At 63.3% G+C, this 21655-nt stretch carries 17 protein-coding genes; 14 read left to right on the forward strand and 3 right to left on the reverse strand.

Annotated elements, in window-relative coordinates; genetic code table 11:
* The first annotated feature begins 9 nt into the window (after positions 1–9).
* The 8 genes from atzF to OKA05_RS17535 all read left to right on the forward strand — a co-directional run bounded on the left by atzF (position 10) and on the right by OKA05_RS17535 (position 9671).
* Positions 10–1746 carry an allophanate hydrolase gene (gene atzF / locus OKA05_RS17500; RefSeq protein WP_264488472.1) on the forward strand — a complete coding sequence of 579 codons (1737 nt, stop codon included), beginning with the start codon at positions 10–12 and terminating at the stop codon, positions 1744–1746.
* A 76-nt stretch (positions 1747–1822) separates the two neighbouring features.
* Complete coding sequence (gene ccsA / locus OKA05_RS17505; RefSeq protein ID WP_264488473.1) at positions 1823–2587, forward strand: cytochrome c biogenesis protein CcsA; 765 nt, start codon at positions 1823–1825, stop codon at positions 2585–2587.
* Complete coding sequence (hemA, locus tag OKA05_RS17510; RefSeq protein WP_264488474.1) at positions 2587–3591, forward strand: glutamyl-tRNA reductase; 1005 nt, start codon at positions 2587–2589, stop codon at positions 3589–3591. Before ccsA ends, hemA begins: the two co-directional genes overlap by 1 nt.
* Positions 3588–4523, forward strand: a complete 936-nt coding sequence (hemC, locus tag OKA05_RS17515; RefSeq protein WP_264488475.1) for a hydroxymethylbilane synthase — start codon at positions 3588–3590, stop codon at positions 4521–4523. Before hemA ends, hemC begins: the two co-directional genes overlap by 4 nt.
* Positions 4520–6034, forward strand: a complete 1515-nt coding sequence (gene cobA, locus OKA05_RS17520; protein WP_264488476.1) for a uroporphyrinogen-III C-methyltransferase — start codon at positions 4520–4522, stop codon at positions 6032–6034. Before hemC ends, cobA begins: the two co-directional genes overlap by 4 nt.
* A 45-nt stretch (positions 6035–6079) precedes the next feature.
* Entirely contained in the window at positions 6080–6940 is an 861-nt protein-coding gene (mtnP, locus tag OKA05_RS17525; protein ID WP_264488477.1) for an S-methyl-5'-thioadenosine phosphorylase, read from the forward strand.
* A gap of 85 nt (positions 6941–7025) precedes the next feature.
* Positions 7026–7955: a polysaccharide deacetylase family protein gene (locus OKA05_RS17530; RefSeq protein ID WP_264488478.1), complete on the forward strand. Its 930-nt coding sequence runs from the start codon at positions 7026–7028 to the stop codon at positions 7953–7955.
* A 15-nt stretch (positions 7956–7970) separates the two neighbouring features.
* Entirely contained in the window at positions 7971–9671 is a 1701-nt protein-coding gene (locus OKA05_RS17535; protein ID WP_264488479.1) for a dynamin family protein, read from the forward strand.
* Positions 9672–9748: 77 nt separating this feature from the next.
* Here the strand turns inward: OKA05_RS17535 and OKA05_RS17540 are convergent, their stop codons facing one another.
* Positions 9749–10666, reverse strand: coding sequence for a LysR family transcriptional regulator (locus OKA05_RS17540; protein ID WP_264488480.1), 918 nt, complete (start codon positions 10664–10666; stop codon positions 9749–9751).
* A 123-nt stretch (positions 10667–10789) separates the two neighbouring features.
* On the opposite strand from OKA05_RS17540, the gene OKA05_RS17545 reads away from it, so the two are divergent.
* The 3 genes from OKA05_RS17545 (at position 10790) to OKA05_RS17555 (ending at position 16585) form a co-directional block, all read left to right on the forward strand.
* Positions 10790–11965: an efflux RND transporter periplasmic adaptor subunit gene (locus tag OKA05_RS17545; RefSeq protein WP_264488481.1), complete on the forward strand. Its 1176-nt coding sequence runs from the start codon at positions 10790–10792 to the stop codon at positions 11963–11965.
* 77 nt (positions 11966–12042) lie between these two features.
* Complete coding sequence (locus OKA05_RS17550; protein ID WP_264488482.1) at positions 12043–15219, forward strand: efflux RND transporter permease subunit; 3177 nt, start codon at positions 12043–12045, stop codon at positions 15217–15219.
* Positions 15212–16585: an efflux transporter outer membrane subunit gene (locus OKA05_RS17555; RefSeq protein ID WP_264488483.1), complete on the forward strand. Its 1374-nt coding sequence runs from the start codon at positions 15212–15214 to the stop codon at positions 16583–16585. The genes OKA05_RS17550 and OKA05_RS17555 overlap by 8 nt, the downstream gene beginning before the upstream one ends.
* 331 nt (positions 16586–16916) lie before the next feature.
* Here the strand turns inward: OKA05_RS17555 and OKA05_RS17560 are convergent, their stop codons facing one another.
* The gene (locus OKA05_RS17560; RefSeq protein WP_264488484.1) at positions 16917–17879 is read right to left on the reverse strand and encodes a hypothetical protein; all 963 of its coding nucleotides are present in this window, start codon (positions 17877–17879) and stop codon (positions 16917–16919) included.
* A gap of 78 nt (positions 17880–17957) precedes the next feature.
* On the opposite strand from OKA05_RS17560, the gene OKA05_RS17565 reads away from it, so the two are divergent.
* Together OKA05_RS17565 and OKA05_RS17570 are read left to right on the forward strand one after the other, a co-directional pair.
* Positions 17958–18317 (forward strand): DUF5329 family protein, encoded by a 360-nt coding sequence (locus OKA05_RS17565; RefSeq protein WP_264488485.1) that lies wholly within the window; start codon positions 17958–17960, stop codon positions 18315–18317.
* Positions 18318–18415: 98 nt separating this feature from the next.
* Positions 18416–19639, forward strand: a complete 1224-nt coding sequence (locus OKA05_RS17570; protein WP_264488486.1) for a DUF3472 domain-containing protein — start codon at positions 18416–18418, stop codon at positions 19637–19639.
* An 18-nt stretch (positions 19640–19657) separates the two neighbouring features.
* On the opposite strand, the gene OKA05_RS17575 is transcribed toward OKA05_RS17570, so the two are convergent.
* Positions 19658–20764, reverse strand: a complete 1107-nt coding sequence (locus OKA05_RS17575; RefSeq protein WP_264488487.1) for an FG-GAP repeat domain-containing protein — start codon at positions 20762–20764, stop codon at positions 19658–19660.
* 134 nt (positions 20765–20898) lie between these two features.
* Here OKA05_RS17575 and OKA05_RS17580 point away from each other — a divergent pair, with 134 nt between their 5' ends.
* A complete protein-coding gene (locus OKA05_RS17580; protein WP_264488488.1) occupies positions 20899–21486 on the forward strand; it encodes a hypothetical protein in 588 nt (195 codons plus the stop codon).
* Positions 21487–21655 lie beyond the last annotated feature (169 nt).

Here is a 21655-nt window from a genome sequence, read left to right on the forward strand (position 1 = left end):
GTTAAACGCATGAAGATCGCCGAATTGAAGAAGCGGTATGCCGAAGGCTTGAAGCCGACGGAGTTGATTGAGGAACTTTGGGAGAAGATCGCCGCTTGGGATGATCCGGCGCTGTTCATCCACTTGCCCGAGAAGGACGAGTTGCTTGCGATGGCAGAGGCCGTCGAGTCGATGCCCGGGGATCTGCCGCTGTGGGGGATTCCTTTCGTCGTGAAGGACAACCTCGATGTGGAAGGGATGCCCACGACTGCGGCGTGTCCGGCTTTTTCCTACGTGCCAGCCGTGGACGCGGAAGTGGTGAATCGCCTCCGTGCCGCCGGAGCGATCCCGCTCGGCAAGGCGAACCTCGACCAATTCGCGACCGGCCTGGTGGGAACTCGTTCGCCCTATGGCACGCCACGCAATGCGATCGATGCGGAGTTTCTCCCCGGCGGATCGAGTTCGGGCAGTGCTTCGTCGGTGGCGGCGGGGCTGTGCTGTTTTTCGCTCGGCACCGATACGGCGGGCTCGGGGCGCGTGCCGGCTGCCTTTCAAGAGTTGATCGGGTGGAAGCCGACGAAGGGTCTGCTCAGCACCCGCGGTGTTGTTCCGGCGTGCCGCTCGCTCGATTGTGTGTCCGTCTTCGCCAACACGGTGGAAGACGTGTCGCTCATTGCTGGCGTGGTGGCGGGCTTTGATGAAGGCGATCCTTTCTCCCGCGAGATCGAGCCTGTGGGCAAGATCGGTCCAGCCTTCCGCTTCGGCGTGCCGCTGGAATTGGACTTCGCGGACGATCTGGACACGCCGGGTCTCTTTGCCGCGGCGGTCGAGCGCATGAAGGCCCTCGGTGGTGAGCCGGTGGGCATCGATCTGAAGCCCTTTGTCGAGGCCGCGAAGCTGCTCTATGAGGGACCGTGGGTGGCGGAGCGCTGGGCCGCGGTGGGCGGATTCGTGGAAGAGAATCCGGGCGAGATTTTTCCGGTGACCCGCAAGATCCTGGAGGCTTCGAAGGGCTGGGATGCTGCGGCGACTTTTCGTGCGCAGTATCGTATGGCGGAACTTGCACGCGTCGCGGCGAAGGTGTGGAAGGACATCGAGGTCCTGCTGCTGCCGACCACGCCGCGGATCTACACGGTGGCCGAGGTGCTGGACGAGCCGTTCCAGACGAATGCGACGCTCGGGAAGTACACGAATTTCATGAACCTGCTCGACCTGAGCGCGATCGCGGTGCCGGCCGGAAAGGCCCGGGGCGGAAGGGCGCGATGGGGCGTCACTTTTGCGGCTCCGGCGGGGTGGGATGGGGAGCTTTTGAAGCTGGCGGCGAGATTTGGCGGGGAGGCCGTCAACGAACTTCCGAAGCCCCAGCGCCCAGCCATCCCGGTCGTCGTCTGCGGCGCTCACTTGGAAGGGCTGGCGCTGCATTGGCAGCTCGCCGAGCGCGGGGCTACCCTGCGTTCGCGGACGAGAACCGCTCCGGTTTATCGCATGTATGCGATGCCGGCGGTGGGGAGCATCCCGCCGCGACCGGCGTTGATTCGCGACGAGGAGGAGGGGGGGGCGATCGAGGTGGAAGTCTGGGACCTTTCGCCCGCGGCCTTCGGAGATTTCGTCTCGAAGATCCCCGGCCCGTTGGGAATCGGAAAGGTCTTGATGGAAAATGGCGAGGATTTGCCCGGCTTCATCGCTGAGCCGCGCGCCGCGGACGGGGCGGAGGAGATCACGGGCTTCGGGGGCTGGAAGGCTTGGCTGGCAAGCAAATCCACGTAAGCCGGAGGTCTGCTGGATGCCGGGCTGGAGTGATTCCGGCCTTGCGCAGCGGGCGATCGGGCGGCAAGGGAGGGGGGTGGACCGCTGGTTTCTGATCGCCGCGACCGCCCTCGCTGCCGTGGGTGGGATCACCGGCATGTGGACGGTTCACCGGGGAACCCGCAGCCGCTGGACGGTTTTCTGGATGTGCCTGGCGTTTTTGGCCCAGCTCGGGTTCCTGTCCGTCCGCGGCGAGGCCCGGGGTGCGTGTCCTTTGGTGGGCTTTGGCGAAATCCTCGCCTTTCTCGCGTGGTCGCTGACGCTCTTCTACTTCGTGGTGGGGCCTCCTTACCGGCTGTCGCTGCTCGGTGTTTTCACGGCCCCGTTGGTGACGATCATTCAAATTTTGGCGCTGATGCCGGGCGTCTGGGATTCAAATCCCACGAGGGTGGGAGTGACTGACGGATGGCGCGAGACGCACGCGGCGATGTCCGTCCTTTCCTACGGCGCGCTGGCCCTCGCCGCGGTGGCGGGGGTGATGTTCCTGGTGCTCGACAAGCAGTTGAAAGACCACCACCTGCAATCCGGTCTATTCCGCAACCTGCCGCCTGTGCGCGAACTATTGAAATGTACGGTCCGCCTGCTGTGGATCGGGGTGGTGCTGCTGACCATCGGCGTCGTGGCGGGATTCATGATGCCGCGCAATGGGGGCACAGCCCACCTGCTCACGGCCACTGCGGTGTGGATCGGCTATGCGGCCTTGCTTTCGATCCGGCAGGTGAGGGGACTGACCGGTCGCCGGACGGCGACGGTCGCAGTGGTGCTCTTCGTCATCTCCCTTTCGGTATTTGCGCTCGTCTGATGGAACTCGTCTGCGTCGGTCTGAATCACCGCACCGCGCCCGTCGAGGTTCGCGAACGCTTCGCCGTGTCGGCGAGCAAGCTGGGCGACTCGGCGAAGGATCTGCTGACTCTTGATGGACTCGCGGAAAGCGTGGTGCTGTCCACCTGCAACCGTACCGAATTCTACCTCGCCGGGGAAAAGGCCGAGGAGGCGGCTGCCGAGCTGCGCCGCAAGCTCGAGCAATCCTATGGCAAGGATTCCGATCCGCATTGGTACGAATACCATCGTATTTCCGCGGCGCGGCATCTCTGCCGGGTGGTGAGCGGGCTCGACTCGATGGTGCTGGGCGAAACGGAGATCTTCGGCCAAACCAAGGAGGCCTACCGTCAGGCGCTTGAGTCCGGCGCGACCTCGGCCACGCTGAACAAGCTCTTCCAACGTGCATTCGCGGTGGGGAAAAAGGTCCGCACCGACACACGCATCCAGGAAGGTGCGACCTCCGTGGCGGGGGCGGCGGTGGAACTCGCGGAGAAGATTTTCGGCAAGCTGGCCGGCTGCCGCGTCATCGTCATCGGCGCGGGCGACATGAGCCGGCAGACCGCGCAGGCGCTGGTGTCCCGCGGCGCGAGTTCCGTATTCGTCACGAACCGTTCCTTCGACAAGGCCGAGCAACTGGCCACGGAGATGGGTGGCCGGGCCGTGCGTTTCGATGAATGGCAGGCGGTGCTCGCCGGTGTGGACGTGGTGATTTCCTCGACCAGCGCGCCGCATCCGGTGGTGCTGCCGCATCACATCGAGTCGGTGCGCCGGGTGCGGAAATTCCGGCCGCTGTTCCTGATCGACATCGCTGTGCCCCGCGACATTGATCCGGCCTGTGGCGAGATCGAGGAAGTTTACCTGTACGATATCGACACCCTTGAACAATTGGCCGATGAGGCCCGCGTCCGGCGCGAAAAACAGATCGTGGAGTGCGACCGGATCATCGACGAAGAACTCAGAAAGCTGAACCTGCCCGGCACGTGAGCGAAGAAGAATTCCAGAAGACCGTCATCGGAACCCGCGGGAGCGATCTCGCGCTTGTCCAAGCTGCCTCCGTCGAGCGGGCGTTGTCGCAGGCGTTTCCCGATCTGCGGATTGGTCGCCAGGTCATCCGCACCATGGGCGACCGCCGCACCGATGTGGCGCTGGCCGAGGTCGCGAAGGCTGAAGGCACCGATAAGGGAATCTTCACCAAGGAACTCGAGGAAGCGTTGCGCGCCGGTGAGATCGATATCGCCGTGCATTCGCTGAAGGACGTGCCGACCGTTATCGATGCCGAATTCGAGATCGCGGGCGTGCTTTCCCGCGCGCCGATCCGGGATGTGCTCATTACTCGTCAACCCGGCGGGCTCGATGTCTTGCCGGCGGGTTCGGTCGTCGGCACCAGTGCGGTGCGGCGTGCGCGCCAACTCCAGTGGTTGCGGCCGGATCTGAAGGTGATCGACCTGCGCGGCAATGTGCCGACCCGGCTGAGAAAGATCGCGGAGGGTGCCTATGATGCGATCCTTTTGGCAGAGGCCGGTCTTGTTAGATTGGGCCATCGCATGTCGCGGCCATCGATGGTCTTCGGCAGCGAACTTCATTTCACCCCGCTGGCGGAGGATCTGTTCTTTCCCGCGGCGGGGCAGGGGGCCATCGGGTTGGAAATCCGCAAGGGCGATCAAGCGGCGGCCGCTTTGGTCGCCGCCATCCTCGACTCGGAGACCTTCACCCGCGTCCGGGCCGAGCGAGAATTTCTGCGCCTGCTGGAAGGCGGTTGCAGCACCCCGGTCGGGGTTTTCACCTCGCTCGACCAAAGCGTCCTGAAGATGGACGCCCGCGTATTTCCTGATGAAGGCGGCACGCCTCGTGTCGCCAATGCTTCCGGCGGCGACCCAATGAAGGTCGCCCGCGAACTTTTCGACTCCCTCGCATGAGCACTCCCGGCATCTGTTATCTCGTCGGCGCCGGTCCCGGCGACCTCGGTCTCGTCACCCTGCGCGCCAAGGAGTGCGTGGAGATGGCCGACGTGCTCGTCTACGACGCCCTTAGTAGTCCGGAGATCCTCCGCTGGGCGAAGAAGGACTGCGAGAAGATCAACGTCGGGAAGCGCGCCAAGGACCACACGCTGTCGCAGGAGGGAATCAACGCGTTGATCGTCGAGAAGACCCAGGCGGGAAAGAAGGTGGTGCGCCTCAAGGGCGGCGATCCGATGATCTTCGGGCGCGGTGGTGAAGAAGCCGCGGAACTCGCGGCGGCGGGCGTGACCTTCGAGATCGTTCCCGGTATCAGCTCGACCATCGGCGGTCCCACCTATGCAGGCATCCCGGTGACGCACCGCGATCACTGCTCGCAGCTCACGATCTTCACCGGTCACGAGGATCCGACGAAGGGTGAGAGTTCGATCGACTACGGCCATCTTGCCAAGACGCCGGGCACCAAGGTTTTTGTGATGGGCGTGTCGCGGCTGCGCGAGATCAGCGCGGCTTTCATCGCTGGTGGTGCTGATGCTGCGACGCCGATTGCGCTGACCCGCTGGGCCACCACGGGTTCGCAGAAGACGATCACCGGCACGCTTGCCGACATCGCGGATACGGCGGAGAAGGAGAATTTCGGCTCGCCTGCCGTGGCCGTGATTGGCGGCGTGGTGAACGAGCGCGAGAAGATCAACTGGTTCGAGAAGCGCCCGCTGTTTGGCAAGCGCATCGTCGTCACCCGCACCCGCGAGCAGGCCGGTGGCCTGAGCCGCGAACTCGCCGGGCTCGGCGCCGACGTGATCGAACTGCCGACCATCCGCATCGAGCTACCCGATGACAAACGCGAGTTCGCCGAGATGGTGACCCACGCGCACGAATACGACTGGCTCATCTTCACCAGTCCGAATGGCGTGGAGCGGTTCTTCGAAGCCTTCTTCGCGACCTACGAGGACGCTCGCAGTTTGGGCAATCCCCGCATTGCCGTGATCGGGCCGGGCACGGCGCAGAAGGTCCGCGAATATCGCCTGGCCGTCGATTTGATGCCGGAAAAAAACTTCGTTGCCGAAGGCCTCGTCGAGGCTTTCACGAATGGCGACTCCGTCGAGAATCTGACCTTATTGTGGGTCCGCGGCTCCGAAGCCCGCGATGTGGTGTTCGAGGGTCTTACTGCGCTTGGTGCGATCGTCGATGAATGCGTGGCCTACAAGACCGTGCCCGAAACCGAGGATCCGACCGGCGCTGCCGCGCGCTTGAGCGAGGACGGCGCGGACCTGATCACCTTCACGTCGGCCTCGACCGTGGATAATTTCTTCAAGCTCGGTTTGCCGTGGCCGGAGGGCTGCGTTGCGGGCAGCATCGGCCCCGTCACTACCGAGGCGTTGAAGAAGCACGACATCAAGCCCGCCTTCGAAGCCAAGCCGAGCGACATCCCCGGCCTTGTCGCTGCGATCCGTTCCTGGGCTAACCCCTGACGCATCGGTCTCGACGCTCGGGGCGTCGGAAGTTAGACCCGCGGCATGACAACGGCGATCGGGATCATCGGAGGGAGCGGGCTTTACGAAATCGACGGCTTCGAGAAGGCGGAAGAGCGCGTGATCGCGACGCCTTTCGGCGAGCCGTCCGATGCGCTGGTCGGCGGGACGCTTGTCGGACGGGAAGTCTGGTTCCTGCCGCGCCATGGTCGCGGACACCGGTTGCTGCCGACGGAGATCAATCATCGGGCGAACCTGTGGGCGCTGCGGTCGGTCGGCGTGCGCCATTTGATCTGCGTGACGGCGGTGGGGAGCTTGAAGGAGGAGTATCACCCCCGCGACATCGTCTTGCCGGACCAGTATTTCGACCGGACCAGCCGGCGCGAGCATCACACTTTTTTCGGCGGCGGGATTGTCGGGCACGTCTCGTTTGCCCATCCGGTCAGTGCCGGGCTGCGCGCGATTCTCAAGGAATCGGCCGCTGCCGAGGGTGCGACGGTCCACGACGGCGGGACGTACGTGAATATGGATGGCCCGGCCTTCTCGACCCGGGCGGAGAGCGAGACGAACCGGAAACTGGGTTTTGACGTCATCGGGATGACCAATCTCCCCGAAGCCAAGCTGGCCCGGGAGGCGGAGATTGCCTTGGCGACGCTGGCGATGATCACCGACTACGATTGCTGGAAAATCGAGGAGGAACCGGTCACCGCCGAGGCCGTGATGGGGCACCTCCACGCCAATGTTTCCGCCGCCAAACGGATCATCACCCGGTCCATCCCGCAGATCCCGGCGGAGGCGGACTGGCCGGAGCACCGTTCGCTGGACGGGGCGATCATGACGCCGCGGTCGCTGTGGCCGGCCGAGCGTGTGGAAATGCTGCGGCCGATGCTTCAGCGTTTCTTGTGATCAACTTGTTGGAAATGCAGGCGTGACATCGGAAACGGGGACGGTATTTTTGGCCGAACCTCCCCCGCTTCCCGTCGCCCACTCCATGAGAAATCCCATCGAAACGTTCGGTTACAAGATCCTCACCGCTTCCTCCCAGGCTGCTTCTTCGGAAGATGGACTGCCGAAACTTTCCCGCCGCGGATTCATGGTGCTGAGCACGGCGCTGGGCAGCAGTTGTTCGATGGCGTCCTCGGCCAAGCCCGATGCGGCGGCCGCCGCGCCGGTGGACCCGGCTTCGGCCCCTACCAAGACGGCGCCGAATACCGCCTACCGCACCCCGCGCCCGCGCGGACCAGTGCCGCGGAATCCCGACATGAACCTGCCGTCCGGCGGGGGCTCGGGCGTGACTTATTCCCGCGTGGCGGTATCGCAACCGTACATCGCCCTTACTTTCGACGATGGCCCGCACCCGAAAAATACCCCGCGGCTGCTCGACATGCTGCGCGAGCGGAACGTCAAGGCGACCTTCTACGTGATCGGCCGCAACGTGGACCTCTATCCGAATGTGCTACGCCGCACCGTTTCGGAAGGCCACGAAATCGGCAACCACACCTACACTCACCCGATTCTCAGCAAGCTCGGCGACTCGGCCGTGCGCGAGGAGCTGACCAAGTGCCGTGATGCCGTGGCGCGCGCCGCCGGCGTGCAGCCGCGCACGATGCGCCCGCCGTATGGCGCGCTGCTCCAGCGCCAGCGCCAGTGGGTCCATGCCGAGCTGAGCTACCCGACCATCATGTGGTCGGTCGATCCGCTCGACTGGAAGCGCCCCGGCCCGTCCGTAGTCACCTCGCGGATCCTTTCCGGCACCACGCCGGGAGCGATCGTGCTGGCCCACGACCTCCATGCGGGAACGGTGGATGCCATGCCGGCGACCCTCGATGGCTTGCTCAACAAGGGATTCAAGTTCGTGACCGTCTCGCAGTTGCTCGCAATGGGTGCCCAGGCAGCTCCCGGCCAAGTGGCCGGACAGTAAACGCGGGCTCTAACGATGCCGGGCGAGCGCTACTTTGCGGTTCGGGACCGCCTTTCGGAACTGTTGGGCTGGATCGGTGACCTCACCGGTGAAGTCGCGCTCGAAGCCGAGCCCGAGCACCCGCAACCGGTGCTGACCCAGCCGGTCCTGATCGCGGCCATTGGCGAGATCAATGCCGGCAAGTCGTCGCTGCTGAATGCCTTGGTCGGCGAGGAACTCTGCCCCGCCGGTTCGCTGCCACTGACCTCCGAGGTCCGCCTCTACCGTCACGGCGAGAGCTCCGACAACCAGGTGCAGCCGCTGCTCTACGAATGCCGCCGGCCGCTCGATTACCTGAGGAACTTCGACCTGCTCGACACGCCGGGCACCAATGCGAAGTACGATGGTCATCGTGAAATCGCGGAGCCCTTTCTGGAGCATGCCGATCTGGTGCTGGTCGTTTTCACCGCGGAGAACCCGTGGACGGCCTCGACCTGGGACGCGGTTTCAAAGCTTTCGAGCGAGGCGCTTTCCCGCACCGCAGTCGTGGTGCAGCGGATCGACCTGAAGCAGAACCAGGACATCCCGATCATTCTCGGGCACATGCGCGAGCTGTCGCTCAAGCGCACGGGACTGGTGCTGCCGATCTTTCCGGTGGCCGCGCGGTTGGGGCTGGAAGTGAAGCAGTCGGCCACGCCTGATCCCAAGCAGTGGTCGGCCAGTCGGCTCTCCGACCTAGAGCACTTTATTTCCGAGCGCATCTGCGAGTCCTACGACCGCCGCCAGGTGCTTCATGATGCCTGGCATCATGCGGCACGGACCATCAGGCGGCTCGATCACAAGTTCGAAACGCAGCGCCGCGGGATGGACGATGACTCGTGGTTCCTGGCGGGCATCGAACGCGAGATGGAAGAGCAGCGCGATGCCGCACTGGAGGCCGCGCCCCATGCCCTCGCCGAGGTGATGGACCGCTATCGCTCGGAGGTGGATGCGGTGGTGCGTCTCTTGAAGCGGCGGCTCGGCTGGTGGCGATCGCTTTCGCGTTTGTTCACGGGCGATGCCTCGGCGGCGGAGATCGAGGCTTCGCTTGCCGCCCGAATGCAGGAGACGGCTACCGGTTTCGGCAGGGACGACGCCGGTCGCCTGGTGGACGCCTGTGCCGCGCATTGGGAAACGGTGCGCCCGCGAGTGGTCGAGCGCATGGGCTTCGAGCCGGGCCCCTGTGCGGTGGCAGGCGAAGTGCGGGAGAGTGTCATCGAGAAGTTCGTCGCGCGCTTGGATAAGGCTGTGCCGCGTGCTCTAACAGCGCTGCGGCTGCGTGGCGTGCTGGATCCGCAACTGCGCCGCCGGAATTCGTTACTCAAGGGTTTCGTCGGCATTGGCCTGAGCCTTACGCTTGCCGCCGGTGTCTGCGGCACGCTTGGCCAGCAGCATCTCGCGTTGATCCTGTTAGCCGCTGCCCTCGGCGTGTTCGTGCTGGCGGTGGTGAGTTCCTGGATCAGCCGGTTGCGTGTAGCTGCTGGTTATCGCGAGCGTTTGCTCGCGGGGGCAGCAGCCTTTGCCGAGGGACTGAAGGTCGACCACGGCGAGGCGATCCGCTTTCTGTTCCGCGATCACTCGCTGAGTCTGATTGAGGTCCGCCGTCAGCTCGCTGCGGAGAAGGCGGCGCTGCAGCCGCGAATGGAGCGTGCGAACTCGCTCTACATCGCGCTGAAGTCGATCGAGCTGGATTTGTGAGGGTGAAGGCTGATGCGGGCGGGGGATTTGTTCCGCCTGTGGGGCCCACTCGGGCGGAATGAATTCCGCGGTCCCAGTTAGGAGGCGCGCTTTTTCGCGACGACCGGGCGGTTTTCTTCTAACAGCCGCACGAAGTTACGTATTAAGAGCGAGGAGCCTTCGGTGCGCCAGACGGCCCACATCGTGAAGTCGAGGTTCGCGCGTGAGACCTCGAGGGGCACGGTGACGATGGCGTGGCTGTTCCGCAGGTCGAGGACCTCGGGGAGCATCGAGACGCCTTGGTCGGCGGCGATCATGTTCAACAAGGCGTCGAAGCCGGAGATCTGCCGCATCGGGCCCGGCGACACGCTCTCTTCATTGAAGATGCGGAGCATGTCGCGGCGGTGATTTGAGGCGGCTTCCGCGCCGACGCAGAGCATCGTTTCCTCCGCGAGTTCGTCCAAGGGGATGCGCTGCCGCTCCGCGAACGGGTGCAATTGCGAGACTGACACGCCGAAGTTCGAGCGGACCAGCGGCAGGCTGGAGAGGCCCGGCACTTGCTCGGCATCGCGACCGTAGGCGAAGCCGAGGTGGATCTCGCCAGTCCCCAGGGCCGCGAGCTGCTCGATCGGCGTCATTTCCACGAAGGAGACGTCTACGGCAGGGAATTGGGCTCCGAAGGCCTTGAGCGCTCCGGGCAAGAATCCCGAGGCCATCTGGCCGACGCTGCCGATGCGGAGCTCGCCGCGGCGGCCGTCCTGTGCCTCGCGGGCGAGTTCGACGGCGCGCTCGACGTCCGAAAGGATCGCACGGGCCTCGGCGAGAAAGACCGATCCGGCGTCGGTGAGCGACACGCTGACGGTGTCGCGTTCCAGCAATTTCACGCCGGTTTCCTCCTCCAAGTCCTTGATCTGCTTGCTGAGGGCCGGGCGCGTGACATTCAGGCGTTCTGCGGCGCGGCGGAAATTCAGGGCGTCCGCTACCGCCACAAAGTACCTGAGGTGCCTGAGCTCCATCCCGCGGGACTGGTAACCTCAGGTTACCAGCTTGGAAACTTCAAAGTCATTCCGCCCGGCCAAATCGCGTGTTTAGTAAGCGCACGTCTCAAACGGCCGTTTCACCAACCCTCCAAGCCTGCTATGCGCCCTGTCCTTTTTCTCTCGCTGACTTCCCTCTTGTTTCTTCCGTCCTGTGGGAAAAAGCAGGCTGCAGCCGCGCCGCAGATGCCGCCGGCGGCTGTGACTTTCGTGCCCGCAGCGACCGAAACCGTGAGCATCACCCGCGAGCTTCCGGGCCGCATCGATGCGGTCCGGGTGGCGGAAGTGCGCGCCCGTGTTCCCGGCATTCTCCTGGAGAAGACCTTCAAGGAAGGCGGAGATGTGAAGTCGGGAGACATTCTTTTCAAGATCGATCCCTTGCCGCTGGAGGCCGCGAAGGAGAATGCCGCGGCTGCCCTCGCGCGTTCGGAAGCAAATCTCTACCAAGCCGAAAGCCAGCTCGCCCGCTTCAAGTCGCTGGTGAGTTCGAATGCCATCAGCAAGCAGCAGTTCGACGACGCCGAGTCTGCCGTGAAGGTGGCGGTGGCCGAAGGGAAGGCCGCTGCCGCCGCGCTCAAAACCGCAGAGCTGAATCTGGGCTACGCCACGGTAACCGCCCCGATCTCGGGCCGGGTCGGCCGCGCTCAAGTGACGGAAGGCGCACTGGTGGGTGAAAACGAGGCAACCTTGATGGCGGTGATCCAACAACTGGATCCGATCTACTTTGACTTCACGCAATCGAGTGCCGACCTGCTCGCGCTGCAGCGGGCGATGAAGTCGGGCGAAGTTTCCCAAGTGGGGCCGGGGCAGACTGGGGCGAAGCTGTTGCTCGAAGACGGAACCGAGTATTCGCACCCGGGCAAGATTCTCTTCTCCGAAGCGGTGGTGGACCCGACCACGGGCATGGTCACGCTCCGTGCCGAGTTCCCGAACACCGACAAGATCCTGCTTCCGGGCATGTTTGCCCGCGTGCGCGTGGTGCAAGCCGTGAAGGAGAACGTCGTGACTGTACCGCAGCGCACCGTGACCCGTGTGCAGGGCGGCGGTGGCAGCGTGATGGTGATCGATGAATCGAACCACGCGCAGATCCGGATGATCGAGACGGACAATGCAGTGGGCGACAAGTGGGTCGTCACCTCCGGTCTCAAGGCCGGTGAGAAGGTCATTGTGGAAGGTCTGCTCAAGGCCCGCCCCGGTGCGCCGGTCGAGCCCGAGCCCTTCCAACCGGTCAAGGCGGCGTCCAGCCAGCCGGAAGCCCAGGTCAGCGAGAAGAGCTGATCCAGCCCAGTGCCTGAGCACGGCTCCGATCACGGTATCTCCCCGTCCATTCATCCAGTTTCCAGACGCATCCCGCAATGGCTCAATTCTTCATCGACCGCCCCGTATTTGCCTGGGTGGTGTCCATCCTGATCTCCCTGCTGGGGATCATCTCGATCACGCAGCTCCCGGTGGCGCAGTATCCGGCGGTTGCACCGCCGTCGATTTCCATCACGGCGAACTACGCCGGCGCCTCTGCGGAGACCCTGACCGACACCGTGACCTCGGTGATCGAGCAGAACCTCAACGGGATCGACAACCTGCTCTACATGACGTCCGCGAGCGATGCAAACGGCTCCGCGACGATCACTCTCTATTTCAAGCCCGGCACCGATCCCGATGTGGCGCAGGTGCAGGTGCAGAACAAGGTGCAGCTCGCCACGCCGAGCCTGCCCTCCACCGTGCAGCAGCAGGGTGTGGTGGTGGCGAAGGCGACGCGGAACTTCGCGATGTTCATCGCGCTGACCACGGACGATGGCAGCATGGATGCCATCGCGCTGGGCAACTACATGGCAGCCACGGTGCTCGACCCGCTGCGCCGCGTGCAGGGGGTGGGGGAGGTGGTGCAGTTCGGCACGCAATACGCGATGCGCGTGTGGCTCGATCCCGACAAGCTCCTGAGCTATAGCCTGACTCCCGGCGACGTGAATGCCGCGATCCAGGCGCAGAATACCCAGGTACCGGTCGGCCAGATCGGCCAGCTTCCCGCGGCACCGGGGCAGCAGCTCAATATCATCCTGCAAGGCCGCGCGACGCTGCGCGAGGCGGATGAGTTCAGGAACATCATTCTGCGCGTGAATACCGACGGCTCGCGCGTGTATCTGCGCGATGTGGCCCGTGTCGAACTGGGTGGCCAAGACTACTCGATCAAGGCGCGTATCGATGGCCGGCCGACCGCCGCGGCCGCCGTGAAGCTCTCTCCCACCGCGAACGCGCTGGACACCGCCGATGGCGTGAAGAAGGAGATCGAGCGGCTCGAGCAATTCTTCCCGCCGGGTGTGAAGGTGATCTATCCGCTGGATACCTCCACCTTCGTGAAGATCTCCGTGGAGGAAGTGATCAAGACCCTGGTGGAGGCGATCATCCTGGTGTTCCTCGTGATGTATCTGTTCCTGCAGAACTTCCGGGCCACCTTGATTCCCACGCTGGTGGTCCCGGTTGCCTTGTTAGGCACCTGCGGTTTGATGGCGGCCTTCGGCTTCTCGATCAACGTGCTGACGATGTTCGGCATGGTGCTGGCCATCGGTATCCTCGTGGACGACGCCATCGTGGTGGTGGAAAACGTGGAGCGTATCATGAGCGAGGAGGGCCTGCCGGCGAAGGAGGCCACTCGCAAGGCGATGGGCCAGATCACAGGAGCGCTGATCGGCATCACCGTGGTGCTAACGGCGGTATTCATCCCGATGGCCTTCTTCGGCGGCTCGGTGGGCACGATCTACCGGCAGTTCACCATGGCGATGGTGTCGTGCATGGTCTTCTCGGTGTTCCTGGCGATGTCGCTGACACCGGCGCTCTGCGGAACCCTGCTCAAGCAGGTGGATGCCGGTCACCATGTGGCCAAGCGCGGATTCTTCGGGTGGTTCAACCGCACCTTCGACGCGACCACGGACAAGTATCAAGGCGTGGTGAAGGGGATACTCCGGCATAGCTGGGCCGGCATGCTGGCCCTGGTGGTGGTCTGCTTCGGCGTGGTCCATCTCTATCAGAAGATGCCCGCCTCTTTCCTGCCGGAAGAGGATCAAGGTTACTTCCTGACCCTGGTGACCCTGCCTGACGGCGCCACCGATGAGCGCACCGGCGAGGCTCTTGAGAAGATGGAGGAGTACTTCGCCAAGCAGGAAGAGATCGAGCACTACTTCACCGTTGCCGGTTTCAGCTTCACGGGTAAGGCACAGAACTCCGGCCTCGCCTTCATCCGGCTGAAGCCGTGGGAGGACCGCGAGGGCGCGGAGCACCGCGTGCAAGAGATCATCAAGCGCGCCATCGGAGGCCTCGGCGGCATCAAGGACGCCTTTGTCTTCCCGATCAATCCGCCGGCCATTGCGGAACTCGGCACCTCGTCGGGCTTTGACTTCTGGTTGCAGGACAATGGTGGCGTGGGCCACGAGAAGCTGATGGCGGCCCGTGACCAGTTGCTGGGACTGGCCGGTGCGAATGCAGCCGATCCGAATGGCGTGCTCACCGGCGTGCGTCCGGAAGGCCTCAATGACGCGGCCCAGATCAAGATCGAGCTCGATCAGGACAAGGCCAGCGCGCTCGGCGTTTCCCTGGCGGACATCAATACCACGATGCAGACCGCCTTCGGCTCGGCCTACGTGAACAACTTCGTGAACGGTGCCCGCGTGCAGCGCGTGATCGTGCAGCTCGATGCACCCTTCCGCATGAGTCCGGAAGACCTCGGAAAGATCTGGCTGCGGAACAAGGAGGGTAAGATGGTGCCTCTCTCCTCCGTCACCAGGACCGAGTGGGCCTACGGCTCGCCGCAGCTCCAGCGCTACAACGGCGTGCCGGCGGTGAACATCAAGGGGGCAGCCAAGCCGGGCCGGAGCTCGGGTGAGGCGATGGCGGAGATGGAAAACCTGGCCAAGCAACTGCCGGAAGGCCTCGGCTTCGAATGGTCCGGCCAGTCGCTGGAGGAAAAAATCTCGGGCAACCAGGCACCCATGCTCTACGGCGTGTCGGTCCTGATCGTGTTCCTGTGCCTCGCCGCCCTCTACGAGAGCTGGTCGATCCCGGCAGCGGTGATCATGGTGGTGCCGCTCGGGATCATCGGCGCGCTGGCCGCCGTGTCCTTCCGCGATCTGCCAAACGACGTGTATTTCAAGGTCGGCCTGCTCACGACCGTGGGTCTCTCGACCAAGAACGCGATCCTGATCATTGAATTCGCCATCGATCTCGAAAAGGCGGGCAGGGGAATGATGGAATCCGTCCTGGAGGCGGTGAAACTCCGCCTGCGCCCGATTCTCATGACCTCGATGGCCTTCATCCTCGGCGTGGTCCCGCTGGTGATCAGCAGCGGTGCCGGTTCCGCCAGTCAGAATGCGATTGGCACCGGCGTGGCGGGCGGCATGATCTCCGGCACCGTCCTTGCGATCTTCCTCGTTCCGGTCTTTTATGTGGTCGTCCGCCGTCTAACAAAAAGTAAGGTAACCGCGACAAATCCGGAATCCAATCCGCCCGCCGAATCTCAACCCGGGGAACTCTCCCATGCGTAAGCCGCTATTTATCGTCCTGCCCGCGCTCATTGCTTCCTGCTCGATGGAGCCGGCGCTGGAAACCATCAACTCGCCCGTCTCGGAGAACTTCCCCGGCAACGAAGGCGGAGGCGTGTCCGCGGATATCGCGTGGCAGAAGTTCTTCACGGATCCGCGGCTCAAGCGCCTCGTTTCGATCGGCTTGGAGAACAACCGTGACCTGCGGTTGGCCATCCTGAATGTCGATCAGGCCCGCGCCCAGTACGGCATCTCTCGTAGCCAGCTCTTTCCGACGGTGGGTGTCTCCGCTTCCGGCTCACGGAATCGGACGCCGAGTGCCAACTCCCCGAGTGGCACGGCGATCGATACCAAGGCATACGATGTCTCGGTCGGTGTCACGGCATACGAACTCGACCTGTTCGGTCGCGTTCGCAGCCTTAACAACGCCGCTCTCCAGGAATACTTCGCCAGCGATGCGGCCCGAGTGGGGGCCCAGATCGCCCTGGTGTCGGAGATCGCCAACGCCTACTTCACCGAGCGTTCCGCCGTGGAGCAAATGGAGCTTTCCAAGCGCACGCTGGATGCAGTCAGCGAGACCTACAATCTGACCAAGATGCGTTTCGACGCGGGCGATGTCTCCGAACTAGACCTGCGCTCGGTGGACGTCCAGGTGCAGACCGCCAAGGCCAACCTCGCCGCCTTCCAACAGCGCCGCTCCGAGGCGATCAATGCGATCGCCTTCCTCATCGGCACCGGCATTCCGACGAATCTGCCGGGCGGTCGTGGCCTGGAAGGCGGGCTGGTCTCCGAAGTCCGCGCCGGGGTTTCGTCGCAGCTCCTGATCCGCCGGCCGGACATCCGGCAGGCAGAGCACCAGCTCCGCGCAGCCAATGCAAACATCGGTGCCGCGCGTGCCGCTTTCTTCCCGCGTGTCACCCTCACCGGCAGCCGCGGCACGGCCAGCGAAAGCCTGGGCGACCTGTTCCAGGGCGGTAGCTCCGCCTGGACCTTCGCGCCACAGATCAGCGTGCCGATCTTCGACGGCGGGTTCAACAAGTCCAACCTCGAGGTAGCTGAGGTTCGCAAGCAAATCGAGGTGGCCCGTTACGAGAGGACCATCCAGAATGCCTTCCGCGAGGTTGCCGACGGCCTCGCCGGCCGCACCGGTCTCAACGGCCAGATCGAGGCCTTCGAGGGCCTCGTCAGCGCCCAACAGAAACGCTTCGATCTTGCGGATGCCCGCTACAAGCAAGGCGTGGACAGTTACTTCGAAGTATTGGATGCCCAGCAAGATTTGTTCGATGCCCAACGTTCTTTGATTCAACTCCGCCTCGCCCGCGTGGTGAACGCCGTGGGCCTCTACAAGGCCCTGGGAGGCGGCTGGTAAACCCATCTAACTGAACCCGAGGCGGTCGCGACGATCCGCAGTCGGTGGTTCCGTGTAGTGCGTCGGCTCTTTCTGGGAGGGTTGAGCCGCTGCCTCCGGAGCCCTGACTGCGGATCCTCCCGGTCGCCTCTTTTTTGTAGGGCGTTTTCGGCCGTTGGGCGCACTGGGAGCGCGAATTTATTCCGCTTGGAGGGTAGGTTCGCCGGACCTGTCGGGCGGAATGAATTCCGCGCTCCCAGTGGGCTTAATGCCGCGGAGAGCGCTTTCTGCCCACGGTGACCGAGCCGGGCCGGAAGGAGGCAGTCCTTCCGCTACCTATCGGACTGCGGCTTCACTCATCTGTCTCTTCCTCCTCGTCTTCCTCCGACATCATCTTCTCGGCCATCTTCATGCTGGCGAGTTGCATCTCCTTGACCTGCTGGCGGTAGTCCTTGAAGGCCGCGAGTTGGGTGGGGTCGAGGATCGTGCCGGCTTCCTTCATGAGCGTCTGCTCCTGGGCATCCCAGTTCTGCTCGAAGTTCTTCACCAGTCCGCCATCGGCCATCTTGCTCCAGGCATCGGGGCCGGAGAAATCCGCGCCTTTTGAAGTGGTCCGCGCCTGATACATGGCATCGACCAGACGGCCCTCGACCTCGGGGGTCAGGGGAGCGTTCTTTGCGCCGAAGGTCGCACGGATGCCGTCGAGCTGCTGGCGCTCGGGCAGGCGGGCCTGATAGTCGGCGAAGCGCTTTGAGTCTTCCTCGCTGTTGAGGAAGGCCTTGATCGCCTCTTCATTGGTCTTCTTTCGCTCCTCGAGCTCCTTGGCCATTGCCACCCGTTCTTCCGGAGTGGCGCCCATCATCTTCATGCCGATCTCCTGTTGGTCGGCGATGCCTTGGCCCAGCAGGTTTTTGAAATAGGTCTGCTCTTCCTTGGAAAGTTCCAAGGTTTCCATGAAGTCCTCATACATCATCGCCACGGCGACCTTCACCCCTTGGTTCATCATCGCCTTGCCGGCGGGGTTGTCCCACATCTTGCGGACGGTCTTGCCCAGTCCACCGTCATCGTCGTCCGCGGTGTTTTCTGCGGCGGCGGCGGATTTCGCCGGCCGTTCGCCTGCTTTCGTGGGTGCGGCGGGGGTATCGCCGGCGGCGGCGAGGGATGAGGTTTCCTTTTGTGAGGAGCCCGGTTGAGTCTCGCTACTCGGGGCCTTCTCGCTCAACTGATGGCGGAGGTCGGAGATCCGGATTTCTTCAATGGCCACCGTGATAGCGACGGCGACGGCAACCAGACCGAGCGTGGGGAGAGGTTTCACGGCATCACGCTGGAGAAAAGCCAGCCATCGGGCTATTTGAAAATGGCGTCAGGTCTGTAGTGCGGTAAGATGATCGTCATGACGAGAAGCCGCTTCCTGCTCCATGCCTGCCTCTTCCTCGCAGGCGTGCCACTTCTGAATGCCGCCGAGCTGCCACCGGAGGAGAAGGCGAAGATCGAGGGGCTGATCTCGCATGTGGCGGGGCTGAAGGGCGCGACCTTCATCCGCAATGGCAAGGACTACGACGCCGCCTCGGCCGCGAAGTTCCTGAAGGGAAAGTGGGAGGCGCAGGGGAAGCAGATCCGTAGCGCGACCGAATTCATTGAGAAGATCGGCACCAAGTCATCGACCACCGGCAGGGCCTACCGAATCAAGTTGGCGGACGGAAAAGAGACCGACTGCGGGCCTTATTTGACGGGACTTTTGAAGAAGAAGTGACGCCGGGATTCTCATTGACGCGCTTGGCATGAAAGCGAATCTCCGGCATGAAAAAGTGGCTTTAGTGTTCGATTTTTGCTGCCCTTGCCGTCTCGGCGATGGCCGTGGTGGAGGTCCCGGCCTTTACGTCTTTCTCATCGCCCGAGCCTAACAAGGGAGCCGATCGTGGTCGTGACGGCGAGATCACCCGCTGGGAGGAAAAGACCAAGCTCCACTGGTATGGGCAGATTGCCGCGAAGGGTTCGCTCGATCTCTCGCTCAACCTCGCGGGCGAGCTGCCGGCGGGGGCGAGGCTGAAGCTCACGGTCTCGGCGCAGGATGGATCTTCGAAGGGCCGCGCGGTCGAAGGGAAGGCCACGGGAGAGCTGGTCGCCTTTGGAAAGGTCGAGGTCTCCGCGCCGGGCTACTACCGCTTTGAACTTGAAGGGAAGGGGGACAGGCTGCCGGCGCTTAAGGCACTCGTGCTCGATGGTCCGGCTTCCGAAGGAGCGCATTTCTCGATGGTCGAGCGCCGGAATGCCGCCTCGATCCATCTCGGCTATCCGGTGCCGGACGAGGCGAAGGAAGAGGTCGAGTGGTTCTACCTCGAAGTCACGCCGAAGACCGACCCGCTGTGGAGCTACTACATGGCGACCGGTTGGCATCGTGGATATTTCGGCATGCAGGTGAATGACCCGGGTGAGCGCCGCATCATCTTCTCGGTGTGGGACGCGGGCAACGAGGCCGTGAGCCGGGACAAGGTTCATGACGAGCACCAGGTGAAGCTGTTAGCCAAGGGTGACGGCGTGCATGCGGGCGGCTTCGGCAACGAGGGCACCGGAGGCCACAGCCATCTGGTCTATCCGTGGAAGCTCGGCGATACCGTGCACTTCCTGATGCGCGCGCAGGCGGAAGGCGACAAGACGACCTACACCGGTTGGTTCCGCAAATCGAAGGAGACCCAGTGGCACCTGGTTGCCTCATTCCAAGCTCCGAAGGACGGCAAGTTCCTGCACGGCCTCTACTCCTTCAACGAGAACTTCATTGGCAGCAATGGCGACGAGCGGCGGGTCTGTGAATTCGGCAACGGCTGGATCCGTACCAAGTCGGGCAAGTGGATCCCGCTGACGGAAGCCCGCTTCACCCACGATGGCCACGGCAAGTCCGAGCGTTTGGATCGCAGCGCCGGGACCATCGGGAAACGCTTCTATCTCGCGAACGGCGGCTTTGTCGAAGACACGAACAAGGGTGCGGTGACGAAGGCCTACGATGCCATGAAGATTCCAGCGGCCGAAGGCAAAGCTCCCACGGAAGCGGAGCTGGAGAAACTTCCGATGAAGTGAAGCAGCGCGAGCGTCGCGTTATTTCCGCTCGTTCCAGTAAACGACCAGGTTCTTCGTCGCGCGACCGGCGGCGATGATGTCCGGCTTCCCGTCGGCGTTCAGGTCGGCGACCTTGAAGTCCTCGCAGGCCATCGTGTTGTCGTCGATGGCTGCGTGGAGCTTCCAGGAGCTGCCGTCCTCGGAGGTCGGGACGTAGAGGCGGATGCCGACTTTCTTGTCGGCGTTCGGCTTGCGCCAGCCGGCGATAATCTGGTCGTAGCCGAGACCGAGGAAATCGGCTGCGGCGAGGGCGTGGCCTTCGGCGAGCGATTCATCAAGAAGCACGCGCTTCGCGGACCACAGGCCATCCTTGTTCTCGGGATTCACGACCACGGCATTGCCATGGAAGGGCTCGATGGTGGCGATCATGCGCTCGCCGTCCGGTAGCTTGCCGAGGTGGACTTCGCCGGCTCCTTTCTCCGTCATCCGGGTCGGCTTCCATGCATCCCCGGCCTCCTCTAACAAGTGCACGCCTTCCTTGCAGGCGACGAGCATGGCCTCGCCTGCAACGCCCGGCCACACGACGGGGTCGAAGTTGTGGGCGAGGTGGAATTGATCGTTGATGAGGAAGGTCGGCCACTCCTTGTCCTTCGCGGGCTGGTAGCCGAGGAAGCGGATGCCATCGCCTTCGGTGTTCACGTTGTTGCAGCCATGGAGCGGAAGCACGGCGAGGAAATGCTGGTCGTCCTTGTCCTTCACCCACTGCATGCGGTGGACCGTCGGCTCATGATGTTGTTTCCGTGATGCCCACTCTTTCGTGCGATCTTCCGGCGCGGTGAGGGTGAAGACGGCTCCGCTGTTTTTCGTGTCGCCAGGATTCCACTCCGCGCCAACGGCGACCTCGGCCTTCTTGTCGTGATCGATGTCGCAGGCGGCGACGCAGACATGGTCGAGCTTGGTCAGCGATCCGGTCATGCGGTGCTTGGTCCAGTCCGGGTTCTTGTACCAGACGGTCTCCTTGGCATCCACCAGCACGATGTCCTGCTTCCCGTCTCCATCGATGTCGGAAATCGAAAGGCCGTAGCCGATGCCCAGCTTCGCATCGAGCGATTGCGCGCGGAAGGCGGCAGGCGGTGCTTCGGGCAAGGCGTGGAGAGGGACGCACGCGAAAAGGAGCAGCAGACAGCAAGACCGGGCCATACCACCGGATACGGCACCAAGATGGATTTTTGATCGCCGGGTGTAACCTCTGGTGGAATTGTGCCGTACTCCCGGATGCCATGAAAACCCTCCTTCCGCTTCTCGCCTTCGCTGCGCTGTCGGTGCCCGCCGTTTTTGCCAAGGAGGAGGCGAAAAAGCCGGACCTCTTCGAAAGCGGCCTGCGGCAGGTGATGGAAGACCACCGCAAGGGCGATGACGAGGCGGTGGTCGAGAAGCTCCGCATCCTGCTCAAAATGATGGAGGAGAAAGGCGCGAAGAAAGTCGGTGACTTGCTGCCGGAGCAGATCGAGGCGTGGAAGGGTGAGTCGCTCAAGCAGGACGACCTCGCGGTGCTCGGCGGCGGCGTCTCGATGTCGCGGGTATATGCTTCGGGAAAGAAGCAGGTCACGGTGAAGGTGATCAAGGACTCGCCGCTGGTGAAGCAGTTGATCCCGCTGATCGGCAATGAAGAGCTGATGAAGCTGGCGAACCGCAAGACCTACAGCATTTCGGGAGAAACCGCGGCGATGGAGGGTGAGAAGAAACTCCAGTTGGTCGTGGACCAGCGGATCCTCGTCGAGTTGCTGGCCAATGGGGAGGCGGAGGAGAAGGATCTTGTGGCCTTGGCGCGGAAGCTGGATCTAAACGCGCTGGCGAAGATGAAGTAGGCTCACTGGGAGCGCGGAATTTATTCCAATGCCTTTAAGGACCTGTTAGATCGAGATGGGCGGATGATGCAGGTTGCACTGGTACTTTCCTAAGAGGCTGTCTGAAAAATCATCTCCCCGCGGATTTTAATCTGTACTAGTTAGGTCAGGTATTGGAGAAGCTCGGGAT

Source organism: Luteolibacter arcticus (assembly GCF_025950235.1).
GTDB lineage: Bacteria > Verrucomicrobiota > Verrucomicrobiia > Verrucomicrobiales > Akkermansiaceae > Haloferula > Haloferula arctica.

What these genes read in the sequence shown, in the direction of transcription:
- atzF (WP_264488472.1), top strand. Translation starts at nt 10, where the DNA reads ATGAAGATCGCCGAATTGAAGAAGCGGTATGCCGAAGGCTTGAAGCCG.
- hemA (WP_264488474.1), top strand. Translation starts at nt 2,587, where the DNA reads ATGGAACTCGTCTGCGTCGGTCTGAATCACCGCACCGCGCCCGTCGAG.
- cobA (WP_264488476.1), top strand. Translation starts at nt 4,520, where the DNA reads ATGAGCACTCCCGGCATCTGTTATCTCGTCGGCGCCGGTCCCGGCGAC.
- mtnP (WP_264488477.1), top strand. Translation starts at nt 6,080, where the DNA reads ATGACAACGGCGATCGGGATCATCGGAGGGAGCGGGCTTTACGAAATC.
- OKA05_RS17530 (WP_264488478.1), top strand. Translation starts at nt 7,026, where the DNA reads ATGAGAAATCCCATCGAAACGTTCGGTTACAAGATCCTCACCGCTTCC.
- OKA05_RS17535 (WP_264488479.1), top strand. Translation starts at nt 7,971, where the DNA reads ATGCCGGGCGAGCGCTACTTTGCGGTTCGGGACCGCCTTTCGGAACTG.
- OKA05_RS17540 (WP_264488480.1), bottom strand. Translation starts at nt 10,666, where the DNA reads ATGGAGCTCAGGCACCTCAGGTACTTTGTGGCGGTAGCGGACGCCCTG.
- OKA05_RS17545 (WP_264488481.1), top strand. Translation starts at nt 10,790, where the DNA reads ATGCGCCCTGTCCTTTTTCTCTCGCTGACTTCCCTCTTGTTTCTTCCG.
- OKA05_RS17550 (WP_264488482.1), top strand. Translation starts at nt 12,043, where the DNA reads ATGGCTCAATTCTTCATCGACCGCCCCGTATTTGCCTGGGTGGTGTCC.
- OKA05_RS17555 (WP_264488483.1), top strand. Translation starts at nt 15,212, where the DNA reads ATGCGTAAGCCGCTATTTATCGTCCTGCCCGCGCTCATTGCTTCCTGC.
- OKA05_RS17565 (WP_264488485.1), top strand. Translation starts at nt 17,958, where the DNA reads ATGACGAGAAGCCGCTTCCTGCTCCATGCCTGCCTCTTCCTCGCAGGC.
- OKA05_RS17570 (WP_264488486.1), top strand. Translation starts at nt 18,416, where the DNA reads ATGGCCGTGGTGGAGGTCCCGGCCTTTACGTCTTTCTCATCGCCCGAG.
- OKA05_RS17580 (WP_264488488.1), top strand. Translation starts at nt 20,899, where the DNA reads ATGAAAACCCTCCTTCCGCTTCTCGCCTTCGCTGCGCTGTCGGTGCCC.